Annotated in this window: 17 protein-coding genes; 12 read left to right on the top strand and 5 right to left on the bottom strand. The window is 67.5% G+C overall.

Annotated elements, in window-relative coordinates:
• The first annotated feature begins 24 nt into the window (after positions 1-24).
• Complete coding sequence (locus tag AB0H62_RS49435) at positions 25-585, top strand: helix-turn-helix domain-containing protein (RefSeq protein WP_360592831.1); 561 nt, start codon at positions 25-27, stop codon at positions 583-585.
• Positions 586-1,098: 513 nt separating this feature from the next.
• Here AB0H62_RS49435 and AB0H62_RS49430 read toward each other — a convergent pair.
• From AB0H62_RS49430 to AB0H62_RS49420, 3 genes are all read right to left on the bottom strand, one after another.
• Positions 1,099-1,641, bottom strand: a complete 543-nt coding sequence (locus AB0H62_RS49430; RefSeq protein WP_360592830.1) for a hypothetical protein — start codon at positions 1,639-1,641, stop codon at positions 1,099-1,101.
• A gap of 379 nt (positions 1,642-2,020) precedes the next feature.
• Positions 2,021-2,296 carry a hypothetical protein gene (locus AB0H62_RS49425; RefSeq protein WP_360592829.1) on the bottom strand — a complete coding sequence of 92 codons (276 nt, stop codon included), beginning with the start codon at positions 2,294-2,296 and terminating at the stop codon, positions 2,021-2,023.
• 1,320 nt (positions 2,297-3,616) lie between these two features.
• Entirely contained in the window at positions 3,617-4,033 is a 417-nt protein-coding gene (locus AB0H62_RS49420; RefSeq protein WP_220240222.1) for a DUF6223 family protein, read from the bottom strand.
• Between the two features lie 219 nt (positions 4,034-4,252).
• Between AB0H62_RS49420 and AB0H62_RS49415 the strand changes: the two genes are divergently transcribed.
• The 9 genes from AB0H62_RS49415 (at position 4,253) to AB0H62_RS49375 (ending at position 15,971) form a co-directional block, all read left to right on the top strand.
• Positions 4,253-5,365, top strand: coding sequence for a histidine kinase (locus AB0H62_RS49415; RefSeq protein WP_220240221.1), 1,113 nt, complete (start codon positions 4,253-4,255; stop codon positions 5,363-5,365).
• Positions 5,362-6,018, top strand: coding sequence for a response regulator transcription factor (locus AB0H62_RS49410; protein WP_360592828.1), 657 nt, complete (start codon positions 5,362-5,364; stop codon positions 6,016-6,018). The genes AB0H62_RS49415 and AB0H62_RS49410 overlap by 4 nt, the downstream gene beginning before the upstream one ends.
• 190 nt (positions 6,019-6,208) lie before the next feature.
• The gene (locus AB0H62_RS49405) at positions 6,209-6,463 is read left to right on the top strand and encodes a hypothetical protein (protein ID WP_360592827.1); all 255 of its coding nucleotides are present in this window, start codon (positions 6,209-6,211) and stop codon (positions 6,461-6,463) included.
• Positions 6,464-6,897: 434 nt separating this feature from the next.
• Positions 6,898-7,128: a hypothetical protein gene (locus AB0H62_RS49400; RefSeq protein ID WP_360592826.1), complete on the top strand. Its 231-nt coding sequence runs from the start codon at positions 6,898-6,900 to the stop codon at positions 7,126-7,128.
• A 797-nt stretch (positions 7,129-7,925) separates the two neighbouring features.
• Positions 7,926-10,727: an alkaline phosphatase family protein gene (locus AB0H62_RS49395; protein WP_360592825.1), complete on the top strand. Its 2,802-nt coding sequence runs from the start codon at positions 7,926-7,928 to the stop codon at positions 10,725-10,727.
• Between the two features lie 236 nt (positions 10,728-10,963).
• Complete coding sequence (locus tag AB0H62_RS49390; RefSeq protein WP_360592824.1) at positions 10,964-11,176, top strand: hypothetical protein; 213 nt, start codon at positions 10,964-10,966, stop codon at positions 11,174-11,176.
• A gap of 241 nt (positions 11,177-11,417) precedes the next feature.
• The gene (locus AB0H62_RS49385) at positions 11,418-12,392 is read left to right on the top strand and encodes a hypothetical protein (RefSeq protein ID WP_360592823.1); all 975 of its coding nucleotides are present in this window, start codon (positions 11,418-11,420) and stop codon (positions 12,390-12,392) included.
• A gap of 374 nt (positions 12,393-12,766) precedes the next feature.
• Positions 12,767-13,090 carry a hypothetical protein gene (locus tag AB0H62_RS49380; RefSeq protein WP_360592822.1) on the top strand — a complete coding sequence of 108 codons (324 nt, stop codon included), beginning with the start codon at positions 12,767-12,769 and terminating at the stop codon, positions 13,088-13,090.
• Between the two features lie 157 nt (positions 13,091-13,247).
• Positions 13,248-15,971 (top strand): AAA family ATPase, encoded by a 2,724-nt coding sequence (locus AB0H62_RS49375; protein WP_360592821.1) that lies wholly within the window; start codon positions 13,248-13,250, stop codon positions 15,969-15,971.
• A 157-nt stretch (positions 15,972-16,128) separates the two neighbouring features.
• On the opposite strand, the gene AB0H62_RS49370 is transcribed toward AB0H62_RS49375, so the two are convergent.
• On the bottom strand, positions 16,129-17,061 hold the full coding sequence (locus tag AB0H62_RS49370; RefSeq protein ID WP_360592820.1) for a hypothetical protein: 933 nt from the start codon (positions 17,059-17,061) through the stop codon (positions 16,129-16,131).
• Between the two features lie 107 nt (positions 17,062-17,168).
• On the opposite strand from AB0H62_RS49370, the gene AB0H62_RS49365 reads away from it, so the two are divergent.
• Together AB0H62_RS49365 and AB0H62_RS49360 are read left to right on the top strand one after the other, a co-directional pair.
• Positions 17,169-18,011 (top strand): aminoglycoside phosphotransferase family protein, encoded by an 843-nt coding sequence (locus tag AB0H62_RS49365; RefSeq protein ID WP_360592819.1) that lies wholly within the window; start codon positions 17,169-17,171, stop codon positions 18,009-18,011.
• Between the two features lie 79 nt (positions 18,012-18,090).
• Positions 18,091-18,204, top strand: coding sequence for a hypothetical protein (locus AB0H62_RS49360; RefSeq protein ID WP_360592818.1), 114 nt, complete (start codon positions 18,091-18,093; stop codon positions 18,202-18,204).
• A 90-nt stretch (positions 18,205-18,294) separates the two neighbouring features.
• Here AB0H62_RS49360 and AB0H62_RS49355 read toward each other — a convergent pair whose 3' ends face one another.
• Positions 18,295-18,936, bottom strand: coding sequence for a MarC family protein (locus AB0H62_RS49355; RefSeq protein ID WP_360592817.1), 642 nt, complete (start codon positions 18,934-18,936; stop codon positions 18,295-18,297).
• Positions 18,937-18,961: the final 25 nt, after the last annotated feature.

The following is an 18,961-nucleotide window of genomic DNA, read 5'->3' as shown; positions in this document are numbered from 1 at the left end:
CTGACATTACGTAGAATGCAGGGCATGCCGAGAGATGGATCGCAGGCACGCGCCCGGCTACGGGCGGCGGCTCTGGAGCTGTACCGCGAACGCGGCTACGACGAGACGACCACCGCGCAGATCGCCGCGCGGGCCGGGGTGACCGAGCGAACCTACTTTCGCCACTTCGCCGACAAGCGCGAGGTGCTCTTCGACGGTGAAGCGGAGTTGCGCGCGATCCTCGTCGACGCCGTCGCCGCAGCGCCGGACGACCTGGCACCGCTGCCCGTCATGGTTCGCGCGTTCACCGCCGCGGTCCCGCTCGTCCTCGCCAACCGCGCGGTGGCACAGCAGCGAGCGGAGGTGATCGCCGTGACCCCCGCCCTACGGGAACGCGCCTACGCCAAGACCGCCAGCCTCGCCGACGCCCTCGCCGACGCCCTCACCGCGCGCGGGATCACACGACCGACAGCACGACTTGCAGCGCAGGTCGGGATGGCAGCCTTCGACCGCGCCAGCCGGTCCTGGGCCGACGACCCCAGCCTCGGCCTGAACATCCTGATCGCCCAAGCCGCCGACGAGGTACTCACACTCGGCAGCACCTGAACCTCCTTGACCTGCAACGGCTGATGCTCGACCTGTTCGCCGCGATCAAGGCGATCATGCAGCTGACGTCCACCGATCAAGGAAGGCCGGAACCTGTCCCCAATGAACGGCATCCTGGCAGACGATGGAACGCGCACATGGGCATTTCCGGACACTCGGTTGCCCTTACCCATGATCGGTCCACACGGCAGATCTGGAACACGTTCTCCCGATGAATCACCTGCCGTTGGTGGTCCACCGGCCGGCAACGCGGTGATCCCGCAACAGTTGGCAACAGGGACTGGCTCCTTCGTGGCAGCCAAAGGCGGAAAGGAGCGAGGAAAGGTGGAGCGCGCCCGCCGCACGAGCCGGGGATCGAGCGCGATCAGGCCTCACGAACACAAGCCTCCCCACCGAACCGGGTGCGATCGGTTGTCACGGAGAAACGCGGTCGCATCTCGGCGGACAAAACCAAATGGACACGCCCGCTCCCACGGGAGCGGGCGCTGGGGGCGCATCTAGCTAGCAGTCTGGTCACGAACCTACATACTTGTGATACGCAGCAACCCAGTCCGTCGTGATCGCTTGCTGGGCGGTCGCCAGAAGGACCTGTCCCGAACAGACCAAGACCTTCAACTTCGTTTCGAGTCGATCTTTGTCTGACGAACTACCCGTGAACGTCGCGGACGCGTCCGCGACGACTTGACCTGCGACATCGGAGCTATTCACGCCGCCAGGGCCAGATGACTTGGTTTCGGTGCCGTCCTTGGTGTGCGCGGCCTGGGTGCCGGAGTAGGGCTCGGGCCACAGGTTCTTCGGATCCCGGGGCGCGCCGCCGAGCTCGAGTGGCACCATGTGGTCTTCCTCGTAGTCGGCGATGCCCTGCACCTTCAGAGGGTTGGTGTACGACGTGGGCGGGCGGACGGTGGCGGTCCAGCCGGACACGCAGATCGTGCTGTGGATGTTGGACTGGGTGACGTCCGGGTTGTACGTACCCGGAGTGCAGCTCGAATCAGGCAGCGGCAGACGGGCCGTGGAACAGGTCGCGGCCACGGCGACACCACCGGTCACGATCACGCCACCACCGGCGAGAGCGACAGCGGCGAGGAATTGCGGTGACCGAGCGCACGGCTACGCGCATGGGGAACCTCCGAAGGCAGTCCCCGGGCCGAGTCGCCGGGGCTGTGGACATCGCACCTCATCGGCCGTGACCAGGAGAAGAAACCACCAGCGTGAACACCCCGTGTCAGCATCAGATCACGGACACGAACTTTCCCGATGTCAACAGCCGGATGGCCCACGACCATCGGAGCGAACCACCCGGCGCCCTCCATGGCGGGCACACCCGTGAGCACCAAGCCTTGCGGCCCGGGCGGCTCGCGACATGACGTGCCGCGTCGAGCGGCCGCAATGCACACCTCGGCCCACACGAGGGGTAACGGGACATCCTCTGGACTCAGCCGGTGACCTCGACGATCGGTCCGAGCGGCATCGGCAGCGCGGCGAGTCCGGCCAGCCTGCGGGGCGGGAAGTCGCTCCAGTCGGCGCGGGGGAAGCGGTGGGTGTGCAGGTGCAGATCCTGGAACCGGTGCCAGCGCCGCATTCCGTCCAGGGCGGTGGCCAGGTCGAGCTGGCCGGCGTCGATCGCGTCGGCGAACTCGTCGAGGTCGAGCAGTCTCTGGTGGCGGCCGTCGGTGGGCACCATGACGTCCAGGTACAGGTCGCGCAGCACGATCCGCCGGGCTCGATCGTCACGTGCAGGAGGTCGACGTACCAGGTGGCCGGTGCGGGCAGGTCACCGTCGACCCCCACGGTGGTGCGGCCGTGTGTGTCCCGCACCCGCTGCCAGCAGGGCTGGGCCATGCCCACTTCGAGATCCAGGAGGACGAACACGCGCTCCAGTCGGGTGCGCCCCGGCCACGGCTCAAACTGCTGCGGCAGCTGGAATTCGTAGGCCAGCGTGTCACCGTCGCGGACCCCGGGCAGTGGTCCGACCAGTGGCACCGGGTCACCATGGTCGCCCCGCCAAACCTCCACCTGCTCCATGGATCCTTCCTACCGCACCTGGCCACAGGGATCCGTCGTCAAGATCAGCGAATTGCCGGCTGACTGCGCGATCTACTCAACCACTCAGCTGTTCGCGTCCACGGCGCCGCCCAGCGCATTGACGGACCCGACCGGCGTTAGGCGCGCAGTGCCCGACGCAACGCGGCGGCCGAGGGCGCACCCTGCATCCGGCCGTCGTCGCCGCGGTACAACCCGGCACGACACGCTCGGCTCCAGCCCTGGTTCAGCGAAGGGGTCGACTCCGTCGATCAGCACGGTCGGCGACCCGGTCATCCCGACAGCACGTGCCATTGCCACGTCCTCGACCACCCGATAGGGCCACTCGGTCGGCACGGCGTGGCCAGCCAGAACCTCGGTCAGGCACTGCTCCAGCAGCGCAACGTTCGGGCAGTCGGGCACGTGCAAGATTTCCAGCAGCCCGCGTTCCTCCGTGCATGTCCGGTAAGACGACGCCTGATCCCGCGGTGAGCCGGGTGGGAGAGCGGATCGCGTCCGGCCGCGGCGCACCGCCGGTGCGCGGTGATGACGAGACCTCGCCTGCGTGGTCGCGCAATCGTGACGGGTATCCCCCACCCGCGCAACGTCGGGCAGCAAGTCGAGCACGTGGCCCCAGCTGAAACTGGTAGAGCATCACGCCATCGCTGGACGCGCCGTCGGCGTAGATATCCACCTCGCGGCCGTCGGACACGGTCGCGTACCGGAAGCGATCTCAGGAGGTGGCAGGGAGGTGTCGCGCGCGTCGAAGCTGCTCCACCGGGCGGTGACCAGCTCAGCCGTGCACAGCTGCCACCGGTGGTAGGGCACTGGGGTTCTGCGGCTGGCCGATGGCGTCGACCAACTCCCGTACCCGGCGGTCGCTGTGTGCGAGTTTCGCGCATGCGCAGCCAGCGCCGCGGGTCGCCGGCCAACCGCACGAACGGCGGTGAATTGGACCTGTCGGTCGTCGACTGCCGCGGCGGTACATCAATGCAGTGATGTATAGCTCTCAGGCGGTGTGGCGGGAACGAGCCGCCACCAGTCCGCCGAGGACTATTGCGAGCAGCCCCAGCACCAGGGCGGCGGCGCCACCAATCACGCCGTTGCCAGTGCCGGGGCCGCCGTCGGCGACGGCCAGGTTCAGCGCGCCGACGACCACGGCGGTCAGTCCTGACGCCAGGGACACGATGGCTGCTCTCTTCCCGCCGCTGCCGATACGACGGAGAGAGCGAGCCAGGGCCCGCCCGCCGATGACCGCTCCGACTAGCCCGAGCAGCGCGGCCGCGGTGGCCCACAGACGCGCGGCGGTCAGGGTGTACGCGCCCACGTCGGCCGACTGGAGCGAGACCTGCGCGGCTGCCGGTGTGGCAGCGAAGACAATGCCGAGCAGAGCGGCTGCTGCGGCGACTACGTAGCGGGCGGGCATGAGGTGCTCCTTCTCTGCCTGGGACTGGACGCCACCTGATCATGTCCGCTGGACCCACCGCCGGTCGTCGTGCGAACGCGGACAATTCACGCTGCCGCCGGTGCAGTAGCCGCCTGCTGCGGACGCCGCACAAGCCGGCGACGGTACTGCGGACGCGGTAGGCCCCTGACCGTCTGTTTGTGGGAGTCGCACGCGCGAACATCCGGCTAGGGTTCACGCATGCGCAGGGGATGGATCGTCGACGGGGTGATAGCCGCCGGTGTGGCGGCGAGCCTGCTGGTCGCCGGGCTCTCCGAGCAGCCCACCGCGACAAGTCACGACCCGCTGGGCTATGTGCTGCTGGTGGCCGGCGGGCTGGCACTAGCCGCGCGACGCCGGGCCCCGGTCGCCGTGCTGGCGGTGACTGCGGTGTGCGCGGTGGGATACCAGGTCGTCGGTTTCGCAGTGCCCGTTGTCGCCTACCTGTTCGCCGTGTACACCGCGGTGCGGGCGGGACATCGCGTCGCCGCGGTGGTGGCTTCGGTGCTCATGCTGGCCGCGGTTCCGCTCGCGATCCTGGCTTCTCCCCACGGTTGGCCGGTGGGCGAGGCGTTCACGCAGTCGCGCGACGTCCTGCAGTTGGCTTGGCTGATCGCCGCTGGGGCGGCGGGCGAGGCGCTGCGTCAGGCGGAGTGCCGGGCCAACGAGGCCGAGCGCACCCGGGAGGAGACCGCGCGGCGGCGCGCCGACGAGGAGCGGTTGCACATCGCGCGGGAGCTGCACGATTCGCTCACCCACCAGATCTCCGTCATCAAGATCCAGGCCGAAGTCGCCGTCCACCTAGCCCGCAAGCGGGGCGAAGAGGTGCCGGACGCGCTGCTGGCGATCCGGGACGCCGGCCGTGACGCGGCCCGGGAGCTGCGCGCGACCCTGGAGGCGCTGCGCGACGATGCCACGAACCCACCTCACGGACTCGACGACGTCGCCGAACTGGTGCACCGGGCCCGGACCGCCGGCCTGGACGCGCAGCTGACGATCGAGGGCCACTGCGACGACGTGCCGGCCGCGGTGGGCCGGACCGCCTACCGGATCGTCCAGGAGTCGCTGACCAACGTCGCCCGGCACGCCGCCGCGGCCACCGCGTCGGTCCGGATCGACTACCGGCCCGGGGCACTGGTCATCAGGGTTGACGACGACGGTCAGGCCACTGTGGACACCGCGCCGGTGCCGGGCGTCGGCCTGCTCGGGATGCGCGAACGCGTCACGGCCCTCGGCGGCCACCTCCGGGCGGAGCCCCGGATCGAAGGCGGCTTTAGCGTTCAAGCGGAACTCCCCGTGGACCACTCGGCATGATCCGCGTCCTGCTGGCCGACGACCAACCACTCATCCGCAGCGGGTTGCGCGCGCTCCTCGAGGTCGAGGACGATATCGAGGTGGTCGCTGAGGCAGCTGACGGCCGCGAGGCCGTGGCACTCGCCAAGGAACACCTGCCTGATATCGCGCTGGTCGACGTCCAGATGCCGGACGTCAACGGCATCGAAGCGACCCGTCGCATCGCTGCGGACCCGGCGCTGGCCGCGGTGCACGTCGTCATCCTGACCAACTACGGCCTGGACGAATACGTCTTCGAAGCGCTGCGCGCCGGTGCGGCCGGGTTCCTGGTCAAGGACATCCGGCCGGAAGACTTCCTGCACGCCGTGCGCGTCGCCGCGCGGGGTGACGCGCTGCTTGCGCCGTCGATCACCCGCAAGCTGATCGATCGGTACGTCACCCAGCCGCCCACCACCGGAGCGGGGCTGGCAGACCTGACCAACCGCGAGCGCGAGGCAGTCGCCCTGGTCGCAGCGGGCCTGTCCAACGACGAGATCGCCGCGCGAATGGTGATCAGCCCGCTGACTGCGAAGACGCACGTCAACCGAGCCATGGTCAAGCTGCATGCCCGTGACCGCGCGCAGCTCGTGGTGCTCGCTTACGAGTCCGGCCTGGTCGCCCCGCACAGCCCCTGACCCCCCCAAAGCCCTGGCGCAGACCTGTGTCGCCCATTCCCTGTCTCTGCGTGCTCACGAGCCACCTGCGATCTGGAGGATGCCAACTGACGCCTGACGTCACACCCGCGTGCGCGCGACCTCAGCATCGGACGCGACGATGGCGGCAGGTAGGTGGTGATGGTCAACTGGCGTCGGCCATGCTGGTTGCATGACGTCCCACAGTCGCGCTGCGAACCCGCAGGGGGACCGGAAGCTCCTGCGGTGGCAGCGCGCTCACCACGCCGCCACCATGCTGCACCACAACGCCGTCGCGGCAGTAGCGCCCGACCTGTCGACACCGCCTGCCACGAACGCCGCGCCCGTGTTGAGCTTGCTGATCTACGCAGAGGTCGAAGGACGCGGCTGCGCCCCCAGCGGCGTCGACACCGCCGCCCCGATCACCAGGACCGAACAGGAAGGCTGACATGCGTCTGCTTGTCACCGGAGCAGCCGGATTCATCGGCTCCCCCTTCGTCCGCCACTGGGCGTTATCCCGCGTCCGTCCGTGCGGCGCGTACCCGACCGTCCAAGCGGATGGATAGTGGGTGGTAGACGACCACCACCTGGTCGCTCGCCACCAAGCCGGTCCCTTGAGCCACCTTCGAGCGATCCGTGGCGAAATATTACCCCGCCGTGACCACCGCTCCGACTCCAGGCACTTGCCGAAGGCGTTTGTCGTGCGGTCAGCAGTCGGTCGCGGAGCGTCTCGTTCCGATGGCGTCGATGGTCCATTGTGGAACGTGAAGTTCCAGCGCGGCCTAGCTCATCGATCAGCGGGTACTCCACCGTGGTCGGCGAAGTCTTCGATCGCGTAGGCGGGGGCGGGGTGGGTGCTTCCCAGCCTGGTGCGGACTGCTGATGGGCAACACCGGGAGAGGTCAGCCCTGCGGTCGACTTGCGGTCGGCGACGGAGCCGAGGCAGGCGACGCGGCGCAGCAGGTCGTCAGCAGCAGCACGGCCAGCATCGCGCCGCACGACACCTTGAACGCCTTCATTCCGGCCAGCATGGCCTGCTGTGGCGATGGCAAGCCGAACACGTTGCAGGTGGTCAAGGAGGTCAGTTTCGCGATCGCTGTCCGGCGGGCGTGAAGCCACCGGGGACCAATCGCCGAAACAGCAAAGCGATGAGTTAAACAGGTAATCTAGAAGTTAAACAGGTAAGGTATGGGCAAATTGTTAGCAGGCCGAAAAAGTCGTAGACGGACGCTGTCCTGCCGCGTCACCGATAACCGGATTATCGCACCATTTCGGACACTAGACCCGCCCACGAACCCTGACTGATTATGATCACCTGATCAGGACTTTACAACTTCTTTGGCAATTTCGATTGTTTTTCTTACCATTCGAGCCACGCGAGCAGCATCGTGATCAATTTCTGCCAGCAGTCCGATGAACACGCGAAATTGGTTCATTCGATGTCATTCGTACGTTACCCAAGGTTCACCGGGTACGCCCTGTCCATTGCATGGAGTGAAGTTAGGTTTCTTCAAGCCGCTGATCACATTAGAGGGTCCAAATGCATAAATCCGCTCGTAATGCGCGGAGATCAACAATCGTTTCGACGAGGTCGTCGCCGGTGCCAGGCTGAACCTCGATGTCGAGGAATGCCAAGTACCTGATCTGGTCGCGCCGGACGAGACCGGTCAGACGACGCCGGGACGGGTGCTGTTCGCGCTGCGTGGCCGATCGCAGCGACCTGGAGGCCCCGGTCGCGAAGTTCAGGTGATCTGCAGCTTCCGCGGTCTGTGTCACAACGGGTGGTGCGCCCGACCCTCTGTGGGAGTTCGGAATGTGCCATTTCGGCGCTCCGGACGATCTGCCGGCCCCGGTAGAAAGGGATAGGTATGCAAGTTACGAGACAACGCAGGCAAGGCTCGGGAGTCCGGTTGGGGCTCTCGCGCCGGAACGGCCAACGGTTCCGCATCGTGGTGGCCGGTCTGGCCGGTGTTCTCACGATCGGCACGGGAGTGGCCGCAGCCACCACAGTGCCACTGGGCGACAACCAGGTCGGTACGCAGTACCGCAACGGGCTGCAGGTCGCCGACGACCAGCTCATCAACCCGATCGGCGCCCGGTTGATGACCCAGTTCGGCAAGTTCATGGGCTCGACGGTCAGCCCCGATGGGCGGTTCCTCGCGGCGACCAGCACCGACAAGTCGGTGGCTCTGCAGGTCTTCGACCTGAAGAGCTACAAGCTGATCTGGACGGTGGGCACCGCGTCCGGGGTCAACCAGAAGCTGTCCGACGGCACCGTCGGGCAAGAGGGGCCGACCTACTCGCCGGATGGCAAGTTCTTCTGGCTGCCCGAGCAGGACGCCATCACCCGATTCCCGGTGAACGCCGACGGCACCTTCGGCACGCCGACCCGCTTCCCGATCCCGACGTCGGGCACCCACCTTTCGGGTAACGACCGCAGTACGGTGGCCAACTCCGCACTCGTCGGCCAGCTCAAGTACTCGCCTGACGGCTCGACCCTGTACGCCGCGTTCAACGGGCAGAACACGGTCGCGGCGCTCAACCCCGCCACCGGCGCGGTCGAGCGGACCTGGAACGTCGGCATCGCGCCCCGCGAGCTCGCCTTCGTCGGCAACACGCTCTATGTGAGCAACGAGGGTGGCCGCCAGGCCCAGGCCGGCGACACGACGATGGACTCGTACGGCACCCAGGTGCCCGCCAACGGATCCACCGGCGCCTCGACGACCGGCACCGTCAGCGTCATCAACACCGCGACCCCGGGAGCGGCGGTCGGATCGATCGCGGTCGGGCTGCACCCCACCGCGATGTACGTCAAGAACAACGCGCTGTTCGTCGCCAACACCAGCAGCGACACCCTCTCGGTCGTCGACGCCACCAAGAACCAGGTCGTGCAGACGGTCGACACCAAGCCGTGGCCGTCGTCCGATGTCGGCTACGAGCCCACCGGCATGGCGCTGACCGCCGACGGGCACCTGCTGGTGACCCTCGGCCGGGCGAACGCCGTCGCGGTCTACCGCTATGACGGCGCACCGAAGCAGCCGGTGAGCTACATCGGCCTGCTGCCGACGGACTACTACCCGTCGGACGTGGCGACGGTCGGCGGCCAGGTCGTGGTCACCAACACTCGCGGTATCGACGCGCGGGGCCCGGGCATCACGACGTCCAAGGGACAGGGCACCGTCCCGGTGACCGGCCACGACACGCACAGCACCACCGCGTCGCTGACCCGTTTCACCATGCCGAGCGACAAGGACATCGCCGGCAAGTACACCGACACGGTGTTCGCCCAGAACGGCTGGGGCAAGAACGACGTCCAGCAGTCCAACGGCGGCAAAGCGGCGGCCGTGCCGGTGCCGGCCCGGATCGGCGATCCCTCGACGATCAAGCACGTCTTCCTGATCATCAACGAGAACCGCACCTACGACCAGATCCTCGGCGACATGAAACAGGGCAACGGTGATCCGACCCTGACGCAGTTCGGCGCGCAGACCACGCCGAACCAGCACGCGCTGGCCACGCAGTTCGGCCTCTACGACAACACCTACGACCCCGCGACGAACTCCGCCGAGGGCCACAACTGGCTCATGGAGGGTGACAACCCCGAGTACACCGAATCCTCGGCCGGTGAATACCAGCGCAGCTACGACACCGAAGAGGACGTCCTCGGTCACCAGCGTGCCGGTTTCCTGTGGACCGGGGTCGAGGCCGCCGGCAAGACGGCCAGGAACTACGGCGAGTTCGAGTACATGGAGGGCAGGCCCTCCGGCAGCTGGCAGCAGTACTACTGCGCGGCCACGAGCGTCCAGAACGGCGGCGATGCCGGCCAGCTGACCGCGCCCGCGCTGAAGGGTACCTACGGCTCGGCGATCCCGTCGTTGAACGCGATCGCCGACCCGCAGTCCCCGCCGTTCGACCTGTCGATCCCGGACGTCTACCGCGCCCAGCTGTGGAAGCAGGACTTCGAGAAGAACGGTCCGGCCAACTTGAACATGGTGTGGCTGTCCAGCGACCACACCGGCGGGCCGACCACTTCGGAGTCGGGCGTGGCCGACGGCGACCTCGCCATCGGCCAGATCGTCGACACGATCTCGCACAGCCAGTACTGGAAGGACTCGGCCATCTTCGTCGTCGACGACGACAGCCAGGACGGTGCCGACCACGTCGACGGACACCGCGCCCCGGTCCAGGTCATCAGCCCGTACGCGGTGCACGGCAAGACCGTGAGTACCTACTACTCGCAGATCAGCATGGTCCGCACCATCGAGCAGATGCTCGGAGCGCAGCCGCTCAACGAGAAGCTCGCGGCGGCCACACCGATGGTCGACGCGTTCACCAACAAGCCCGACTACACGCCGTTCACCACGGTGCGGAACCAGGTTCCGCTCACCGAGGGCATCGCCACCGCGCCGTCGTGCGGTCTCGACACCCTGGGCCAGACGGGCGCTGCGGCGGCCGCGCTGAACAAGGCCGAGGCGCAGAAAGTCGCGGTACCGGCGGACATGCAGGCCACCGCCGCCGCGTGGCAGACCTGGCTCGCCGGCCAGCACACCACCGGCAACGGCGCGATCCCGGACTACTCGAACCCCGAGCAGATGAACCGCTACACCTGGTACCAGGCCCACCAATGGAAGACGCCCTACCCGGGCGACACGAAGATCTACCCACCCAACCAGGTGCCCGGCGCCTACCTCCCCGGCCCCGACACCAACTGACGAGTCAGCACCAACACCTCGACAGCAGCACGACGCGACGGCCCGCCGGACACCCGGCGGGCCGTCCGCGTTCCGCCTGGATCACCTTCGCTCGAGTGATGGATTAACGTCGCGAACATGAATCCGCTGGACCTGTCGGTAAACCGGAGTCTCGGGTCGCAGATCATGTGGCAGCTCCGGGGCCTCAAGCCAGGCACATGCGTGATATCAGTGATGATCTGGTGAGAGGACTTCGGATGTTCCAACGTTTCCGCGCCGAGTACGCCCCGCTCCGGGACGCGGTTCCGGCTGGCTCGACGTGGCAGCACGAACGGCTCGTCGGCGTCGAGGGCTACCTCGACTTCGCTTCGGAGTTCGCCGGAGCGACCTTCGGAGGCGGACTGTACCGGGTCCACGACCACACGTCTGGCACGCAGGCGTTGACGCTGATGGCGGAGGCGTTCTCCTAGTATGCGACTCGCGTCTGCCCGTTCGGCTATGACTGGCTCGGGCGGCAGTTCGCCGTCGACTCCGGCCGCACCGTGGATGGGCAGCCGCAGGTCCTCCTACTCGAGCTGGGAACGGGCGAGGTTCCGAAACGCTGGACGGTAGGCTAACGCCCATGGCTTCATCGGCGGGTTCTCGAATTTTCACGAAGCCGACTACGGGTTCGGTGTCGTGTATGGTACGTTTCTAATTACAAATAACTCGGTGGAGTGGCGCGATGTGTATCGCGACTCGCTGGCGGGCTTCGATAGTGGGGTTTACGCCATAGAGAATGTTTCAGCTGTATGTCGTGCAATTAATCAATGGTCTTACGCTAACGGATTTGTAGGCGCAATTCCTACATTCGAGCAGACTGATCACGGTTCGGGAGTAGTTCTTGGAGTTCTTATTCTGCGACCGGAGACGACGCAATGGCGCGATGTTCCGATTTCAATCATTGGTGCCCAAGATGTGATGGACATTCCTGCAATGATGAGGGGGGCGAACGACTACGCTATCGCAAATGGATTCAGCGCCGGGTTTCCAACATTTGAACAGGCCGACCATGATGCGGGCGTGATTGTCGGGATTAACCTGTTCAGCGTAGGTGTAGTCACGTGGCAGGACATCTTTGCCAATATTCTCGGCATGTACTCGAATTACACCTTTGAGGGTGGATTCACCGATGGAGAAAGAGTAACGGTACTGGAGCGATGGGGGGTCGCTTATGCGCGCCTGCAGGTCTGTAATACGTTGGGCGCCACTGATAAGGTAAGAATTAATGAAGCGTTTCGAAGGTCGATCAACCATACCCTCGGTGCGCCTGCTGGCGCCAATGCGTCCGTGCCGTTTCCTGGCGCAAGCGCGGTTGAATTAAACCGCGGAAACTTCTTCAGTTTGATAGCACGCGAGCAAGCGCAGACCCTGGTGCATGAAATGACGCACTGTGCCGGTTTTCACCATCCCGACCGGCGGGACTGTCCGCCCGGAATTCCTCCAAAGTGTGATAACCCTGGCGACAATGGTCCATACTACGGCACAGTCGCCCTTCAATCGGAGTTGTGCATTGCTGGAAGTCAGAGCGATCTATCATGTGCAAGGGCGTTGAACAATGAGGACGAAATCGGCTCAGAATTTGCATACCGTCGTGCTGCAGCCTTGAAAGCCCCGGGCCCTGATGGACAGATCGACTCACGATGAGTCGGCTGACGCGACCGCAGAGAGCCGTGTGCACACTCGGTGACCTGGGGACTCCTGAGGCCATTGCTGCGCGAAGAAGCTGTTGACAACCTTGGCTTCTTCGGCGGCGCCGGCGCGGAAGAATCGGGCTGTGGTCTGCGCCGAGGCGTGGTGGGCCAGGGGCGGGACGTCGGCTCCCCGTGGCTACGGTCGGGATCGGATCAGGCCGTCGACGTCCAGTCTGTTCATAGCGGGCGAGTCGACCCCGTGGCTGGAGAGACAGAGTGTGGCCCCGCCCCATTTCGCACAAGACGTAACTCCCGCGCGGCCACCAAGTTACACCGGGACGCGCGGCCTGACCCTGCCCATCACGCATTCGAGTGAGGACCCACGTCATGACCGCTCCCGCCTTCGACACACCACCCCACGGTCGGCACCGCACCTCCGGCGTCGTCGCCGTCCGGCTCCGCCGCGGCGTACCACTGCCCACCGGCCGCGTCTGCGGCGAGACCGACCGCGAGGTGCACCACGTGCCCTCCCCCGCACTCGCCAACCCCGGCAACACGATGACCGCCCGCTGCGGCACCGAGCTGCCCCACGACAGCATCGAACTCGTCGACGGCGACGTCGGCGTCCCCTGCTCCCCCTGCCTGCTGCAGTTCATCACCCCCCGCGGCCCGCGCCCCGACCCGGTGGAGCAGAGCTGGCGCGAGTGGTGAGCCCTGCGACTGCGCGCGGAGATGTAGCCGGATAACGCACGAAAGCACACTGTGGGACACGAGGGCGGAGTTATATTCAAGGGCCCACTGAGGTCGCCCTGGGGTCTGTCTGCTCAGGCCGGCGTGGTGGCGGAGGAGCTGGTGGCGGTGGTGCGAGATGCTGCGAAACCGACACAGTGAGCGGGTTGAGTTCGACCGGTTGGTCGACGCCGTGCGGGCGGGCCAGAGCCGGGTCCTGGTGGTGCGTGGCGAGCCGGGTGTGGGCAAGACGGCCTTGCTGGAGTACGTCGCCGAGGTCGCCCGGGGGTGTCGGGTGGTGCGCGCGGCCGGAATCGAGTCGGAGACGGCGCTGGCCTTCGCGGGCCTGCACCAGGTGTGCGCGCCGATGCTGGATCGGCTGGCGTGGTTGCCGGACCCGCAGCGGGTCGCGCTGGAAACGGTTCTGGGGCTGGGCACCAGCGCGAGCCCGCCGGATCGGTTCCTGGTCGGGTTGGCCGTGCTGAGCCTGCTGGCCGAGGCCGCCCGTGAGCGCCCGCTGGTGTGTCTGGTGGACGACGTGCAGTGGCTGGATCAGGTGTCGGTGCAGGCGCTGGCGTTCGTGGCGCGGCGGCTGTCGGCCGAATCGGTGGGCATGGTCTTCGCCCTGCGAGAGCCGCAGGAAACCGGGGAGCTCGCGGGGCTTCTGGACCTGGCGATCGGTGGTCTTCCCGCCGAGGACGCGCGGGAGTTGCTGAGCTCGGCGCTGCGGGGACCGCTGGACCCGCAGGTGCGGGACCGCGTCCTGGCCGAGACGCGGGGGAATCCGTTGGCGCTGTTGGAGCTCCCGCGCGGGCTGAGCCGGGCCGAGCTGGCGGGTGGGTTCGGGCTGCCGAGCACCGTGGGGTTGCCGAGCCGGATCGAGGAGAGTTTTCAGCGTCGGTTGGCGCCGTTGCCTGGCGAGACCCGGTTGCTGCTGCTGGTCGCGGTGGCGGAGCAGAGTGGTGAGCCGGTGCTGGTGTGGCGCGCGGCCGAGCGGCTCGGCATAGGGATCACGGCGGCGGCACCGGCGGAGGCAACGGGCCTGGTCACCTTCGGTCCGCGGGTGCGGTTCCGGCATCCGCTGGTGCGCTCGGCCTTCTACCGCGCCGCCTCCCCGCAGGATCGGCGCCGCGTGCACGCCGCGCTGGGCGCGGTCGCCGACCCGGAGCGGGACCCGGATCGCCGGGCGTGGCACCGCGCCCTGGCGACGGCGGGGCTGGACGAGGACGTCGCGGCCGAGCTGGCCCGCTCGGCCGGGCGGGCGCAGGCGCGCGGCGGGGTGGCCGCGGCCGCCGCATTCCTGCAACGGGCCACCGAACTGACCCTCGACCCGGCCCTGCGCGCCGAACGCGCCCTGGCCACCGCACGAGCCAAGCACCAGGCCGGCGCGCTCGACGCCGCGAAGGACCTGCTGGCCATCGCCGAGGCGGGCCCGCCCGATGAATTCCGCAGCGCCCGGTGCGAACTGCTGCGCGCCCAGATCACGTTGGCACTCAGTCACGGCCGCGACGCTCCGCCGCTGCTGCTGAGAGCGGCCGCCCGGCTCGCGCCGCTCGATGTGAGACTGGCCCGCGAAACCTACCTCGATGCACTGGAAGCGGCAGTTTTTGCCGGCAGCGGCGAGGGAATTCGGGAGGCGGCGAAGGCTGCGCACGGCGCGCCTCCGGCGCCGGAGCCGCCACACCCGCTTGACCGGCTGCTCGACGGCCTCGCCGTGCAGCTTGTGGAGGGATACGCGGCCTCAGTGGTGCCGTTGCAGCGGGCGCTGGCCGCGTTCCGCAGCCCAGATCTCGCCCCTGAGGAGGTGCTTCGCTGGACATGGCTGGCCCTTTTCGCCGCCCAAAACCTGTGGGACGACGAGACGTTCGACGTGATCGCTGGCCGGCACGTCCAGATCGCCCGCGATACCGGCACGCTCGCCGGGCTCCCCCTCGCCCTGCAATCGCACATGTGCGGGCGCGTGTTTGCCGGCGAGCTGACCGAGGCCGAGCCGTTACTCAAGGAATGCGAGGCGGTCGCAGAGGCGACAGGGACCCAGATCGCCCCTTACGGTGGCCTGCTGCTCAGGGCCTGGCAGGGGCGGGAGGCCGAGTTCCACACCCTGAGCGAGTCAGCCGTCACGGGCGCGGTCGAGCGGGGCGAGGGCGTCGCGCTGACTGCGGCCGCGTGGGCGAGCGTGGTGCTCTACAACGGGCTCGGCCGCTACGAGGACGCCCTGAGGGCAGGCCGGCAGCTCATGGACTACGACTACCCGGGCCAGCGGTTCGTGTCCCAGTGGGGCGCGGCCGAGGTGATTGAGGCGGCCGCCCGAGCCGGGGCGCGGGAGCGCGCCACCGACATCTGGGCCTGGCTCTCGCCGCTGCTGCGGGCCACCGGCACCGACTGGGCGCTCGGCGTGGAGGCCCGCACACGCGCCCTGCTGGCCGAGGGCCCGGCCGCCGAGGCCGCCTACCGCGACGCCATCGACTACCTCGCCCGCACCCGCATCCGACCCGACCTGGCCCGCGCGCACCTCCTCTACGGCGAATGGCTGCACCGCGAACGTCGCCGTGGCGACGCCCGCAACCAGCTGCGCACCGCGCACGACCTGTACTCGACGATGGGCATGGCCGGCTTCGCCGAACGCGCCGCCCGCGAACTCCACGCCACCGGCGAAACCATCCGCACCCACGCCACCGAGACCAGCAGTGACCTCACCGCCCAAGAAGCCCAGATCGCCCACCTCGCCCAGACCGGCCACACCAACCCCGACATCGCCGAACGGCTGTTCCTCAGCCCCCGCACCATCGAACAGCACCTCACCCGCATCTACGACAAGCTCATGACACCACCGAAACCGCCTTCTCCTCCGGCGCCACCGTGACTGCCCTTGCCGCAGGCGACGGGGTCGGCGATCTTCTTCCGGTGCCAGGCTTAGAGCGTGTCTCATGTGGTGAGTTTGCGGAGTTTCTTGTTGGGCCGGCGTGGTGCGAGGTTCTCTTGGTCTCTTGGTGGTTCAGACCTCGCCTCGATGTGAGTGCTCAGCCCTCGGCGTATACGTACACGAAGTTGCTGCAGCTGAGTTCCGTGTCGCCCTCGTAGTTGCACGACTGGACATAGATCCAGCCGGATTCGGGAATGTCGGTCAGGTCGTGGTCGACGCAATTACCGGCCTCGGGCGCGTCACTGATGTGACGCAGCGTATTGGGCGAGGTCGACCGGTAGTAGTAGGCCTCCGGGTGGTGGCCGTCGGCGAGAAGGTCGCAGTTGAGCAGGTGCTCCCCAGTCGGGTTGAAGCAGGCCAACGCTCCCCCGTCCGGCGAGCCGGGGCCCACGCAGGCAGCCAGAGCGGTGGCCGCCGGCACCGCCGCCTGGGCGACCTGGTCGGTCTCGTTCGTCGCGGCGTTCGCGGTACCCCAGCTCAAACCGAGCGTTAACAGCGTCGTCGCGGCGGCGTACGTGGAGCGCGTGTGACAACTGCCAGGCGGGCTCCTCGGCGTGAGGCCGGGGCGCTGAAGGACAAGGGCGTCCCCGCCCCCGACATCGCGAAGAAGCTCACCATCAAGGCCGGGACGAACGCGGGCAAGTCGCCGTCGGTCGCCTCGCTCTACCGGGCACTCGCGGAAGCCGAGGCCGCCGCGGTGGACGAGGGCCTGCCCCTTCGGCCCAAGCCCGTACGCATCCGCCAGCCCGGGGAGCCGGGCACCCCCTGCAAACACGAACACGCCTGCATCCGCTGCCCCAGCCTGCGCCTCGACCCACGCGCACGATCGCGGCTCGTGGAGATCATCGCCAACCTCCGCGAACGCATCGACGAAGCCAACAACAACGGATGGTTCGGAGAAGTCGCCGGCCTGCAGACCAGCCTGAATGAAGCAGCCCGCAAGCTGGTCGGCCTCGACCGAGCCCGCGAACGCCAGCTGGCCGGGCCTGTCAACCTCGGCCTGCCGGTCATCATTGACCCGCAGCCCCATCGTGAGAACCCTTGTCCTCGCCGAAATGACGAAGTCCGCGGTCGCGATGCGCGAACCATCGACCGAGGACCCGCTACACGGCGTCAGCGATGCGCTAGGTTTCGGCCATGCCCAAGGCTGCTCCGGACTTACTGGCGATCGCCTCCGCGCTGCTGCCCGGCGTACGGCTGGACAACGCCTTCACCGCAATCGACGGCAATATCCACCACGTGCTGCTGATCCCGGGCATCGCCGCCGTCCGAGTCAGCAAGCGGCCGCTGGCCGCCGCGTCGATGCCCCGCCGGGTGGAGGTATTGCGGCAGCTGGCTTCCGCCGACCTGCCGTTCCAGGTGCCGGAGCCGCTTACGCCCGTGACCATGTTCGGCGATCGGGCCGCCGTTGCCGTGTCGTGGATCGACGGTGTCGCCTTGCCTCAGGGAGTTGGCGATCCGCCGCAGGTGGCCGACGCGTTGGCGGCTGTGCACTCCGTGCCACTCAGTGATTCGCTGCTGGCGGCCCTGGATGGCCGGGCGCTGGGTCCGTCGTGGTCGACGGTCATCGCCGAGGAGATCCTGCCCCGCCTACCGGCCCGCTGGCAGTCCGAGGGACGGCGGCGTCTGGACGCCGCCCTCGCTCTGGAGCCCGTGCCCGATGCGTTGGTGCACGGCGATCTCGGCGGGTCCAACGTGCACTGGTCGGCGGACGGCAAGCTTCTCGGCATCCTCGACTGGGACATGGCCATGCCCGCCGACCCCGCCATCGACGCCGCCCTGATGGCCTGGCACGGCTGGGACAAGGTCCGCCGCGCCGTTCCCGCCGCGACCTATCGCCGCGCACGTACTTGGGACGCCCTGTTCGGCGTCGGCCACCTGGTCGCCACCATGAACGGCCGCCCCATGACCGACCCCGACGGGTTCGTTGCAGCGATCGTCCCCTGGCTTGAGACCAACACCCTCGCGAGTCACGCTTAGACCTCGGCATACAGCACACCAGCTTGACGAAACTGCGCATCCCAGTAGTCAAAGACGTTTCGTCTTAGTCCAGATAATCGTGCACTACTACTCGACCATCGCACCGGTCCTGCTCCCGCACCTGCGCGGCCGGCCGGTCACGTTCGTCCGCTGGCCCGACGGCACCGGTCGAGGTCGTGCTGGCACGACGTGATGAGGGCGGGGAGCTACGCCGAATCGGGCCGTCGTTCCCGTTGGCGCCATCGTTGCGGGACAGATCAGCGAGCACGTCACGCCCGCCGGCCTAATGCGGGACAGGTCCGATGACACCGACCGAGGCCAGGCCATCGAGAACCAGCTGCACGGCGATCGCGGCGATGAGGAACCCGAAGACCTTCTCCGTAACCAGCATGCGGTTCTCGTCTAGCTTCTCGCTCACTCGGTTCGCCCACCGGAACACCAGCACATCCAGTAGCAGGACGAAGACCAGGATGCCGAACTCGACGGCGAAAACACTGACCGAACTCGTCTCCGCAGAGATCGTCATCAGGCCGACGATGCCCACCGGGTTGAGCAGGTAGGGCACTGCCAGCGGGAACACCGCAAGCTGCATCGGGTCTTTCCCGGCAGTGCGGCCGCTGCCGCTTTGAGGCGGCGAGAGCACCATCCACACCGCCAGCACGAGCAAGATCACGCCACCGGCGATCGACAAGGATCCGATCGTGAAGTGCAGCAACACGCGCAACAGCTCACCCAGCACCATGAGTACCACGGCCACCACGGCCGCTGTGGTCAGCATCTTGCGCAGCACGCGCCGCTTGGCGTCCGCGTCAAGGGAAGCCGTGATTTCCACGAACGGGACCAGCGCGATCTTCGGCCCAATACCGATCAGCAGTATCAGGAACGTGTCGATCGCACCGGCAGCAGTGATCGACGTCTGATCCATCGTCCCAGTGTGGCCATGGCCAGGA

This window comes from Amycolatopsis sp. NPDC050768, assembly GCF_040654155.1.
Lineage (GTDB): Bacteria > Actinomycetota > Actinomycetes > Mycobacteriales > Pseudonocardiaceae > Amycolatopsis.
This window is presented reverse-complemented; position numbering and strand designations above follow the sequence as displayed.

Coding starts and splice junctions, on each gene's coding strand:
- AB0H62_RS49435 (WP_360592831.1), top strand. CDS start 25: ATGCCGAGAGATGGATCGCAGGCACGCGCCCGGCTACGGGCGGCGGCT.
- AB0H62_RS49420 (WP_220240222.1), bottom strand. CDS start 4,033: ATGCCCGCCCGCTACGTAGTCGCCGCAGCAGCCGCTCTGCTCGGCATT.
- AB0H62_RS49415 (WP_220240221.1), top strand. CDS start 4,253: ATGCGCAGGGGATGGATCGTCGACGGGGTGATAGCCGCCGGTGTGGCG.
- AB0H62_RS49410 (WP_360592828.1), top strand. CDS start 5,362: ATGATCCGCGTCCTGCTGGCCGACGACCAACCACTCATCCGCAGCGGG.
- AB0H62_RS49405 (WP_360592827.1), top strand. CDS start 6,209: ATGACGTCCCACAGTCGCGCTGCGAACCCGCAGGGGGACCGGAAGCTC.
- AB0H62_RS49400 (WP_360592826.1), top strand. CDS start 6,898: ATGGGCAACACCGGGAGAGGTCAGCCCTGCGGTCGACTTGCGGTCGGC.
- AB0H62_RS49390 (WP_360592824.1), top strand. CDS start 10,964: ATGTTCCAACGTTTCCGCGCCGAGTACGCCCCGCTCCGGGACGCGGTT.
- AB0H62_RS49380 (WP_360592822.1), top strand. CDS start 12,767: ATGACCGCTCCCGCCTTCGACACACCACCCCACGGTCGGCACCGCACC.
- AB0H62_RS49375 (WP_360592821.1), top strand. CDS start 13,248: ATGCTGCGAAACCGACACAGTGAGCGGGTTGAGTTCGACCGGTTGGTC.
- AB0H62_RS49370 (WP_360592820.1), bottom strand. CDS start 17,061: ATGGGGCTGCGGGTCAATGATGACCGGCAGGCCGAGGTTGACAGGCCC.
- AB0H62_RS49365 (WP_360592819.1), top strand. CDS start 17,169: ATGCCCAAGGCTGCTCCGGACTTACTGGCGATCGCCTCCGCGCTGCTG.
- AB0H62_RS49355 (WP_360592817.1), bottom strand. CDS start 18,936: ATGGATCAGACGTCGATCACTGCTGCCGGTGCGATCGACACGTTCCTG.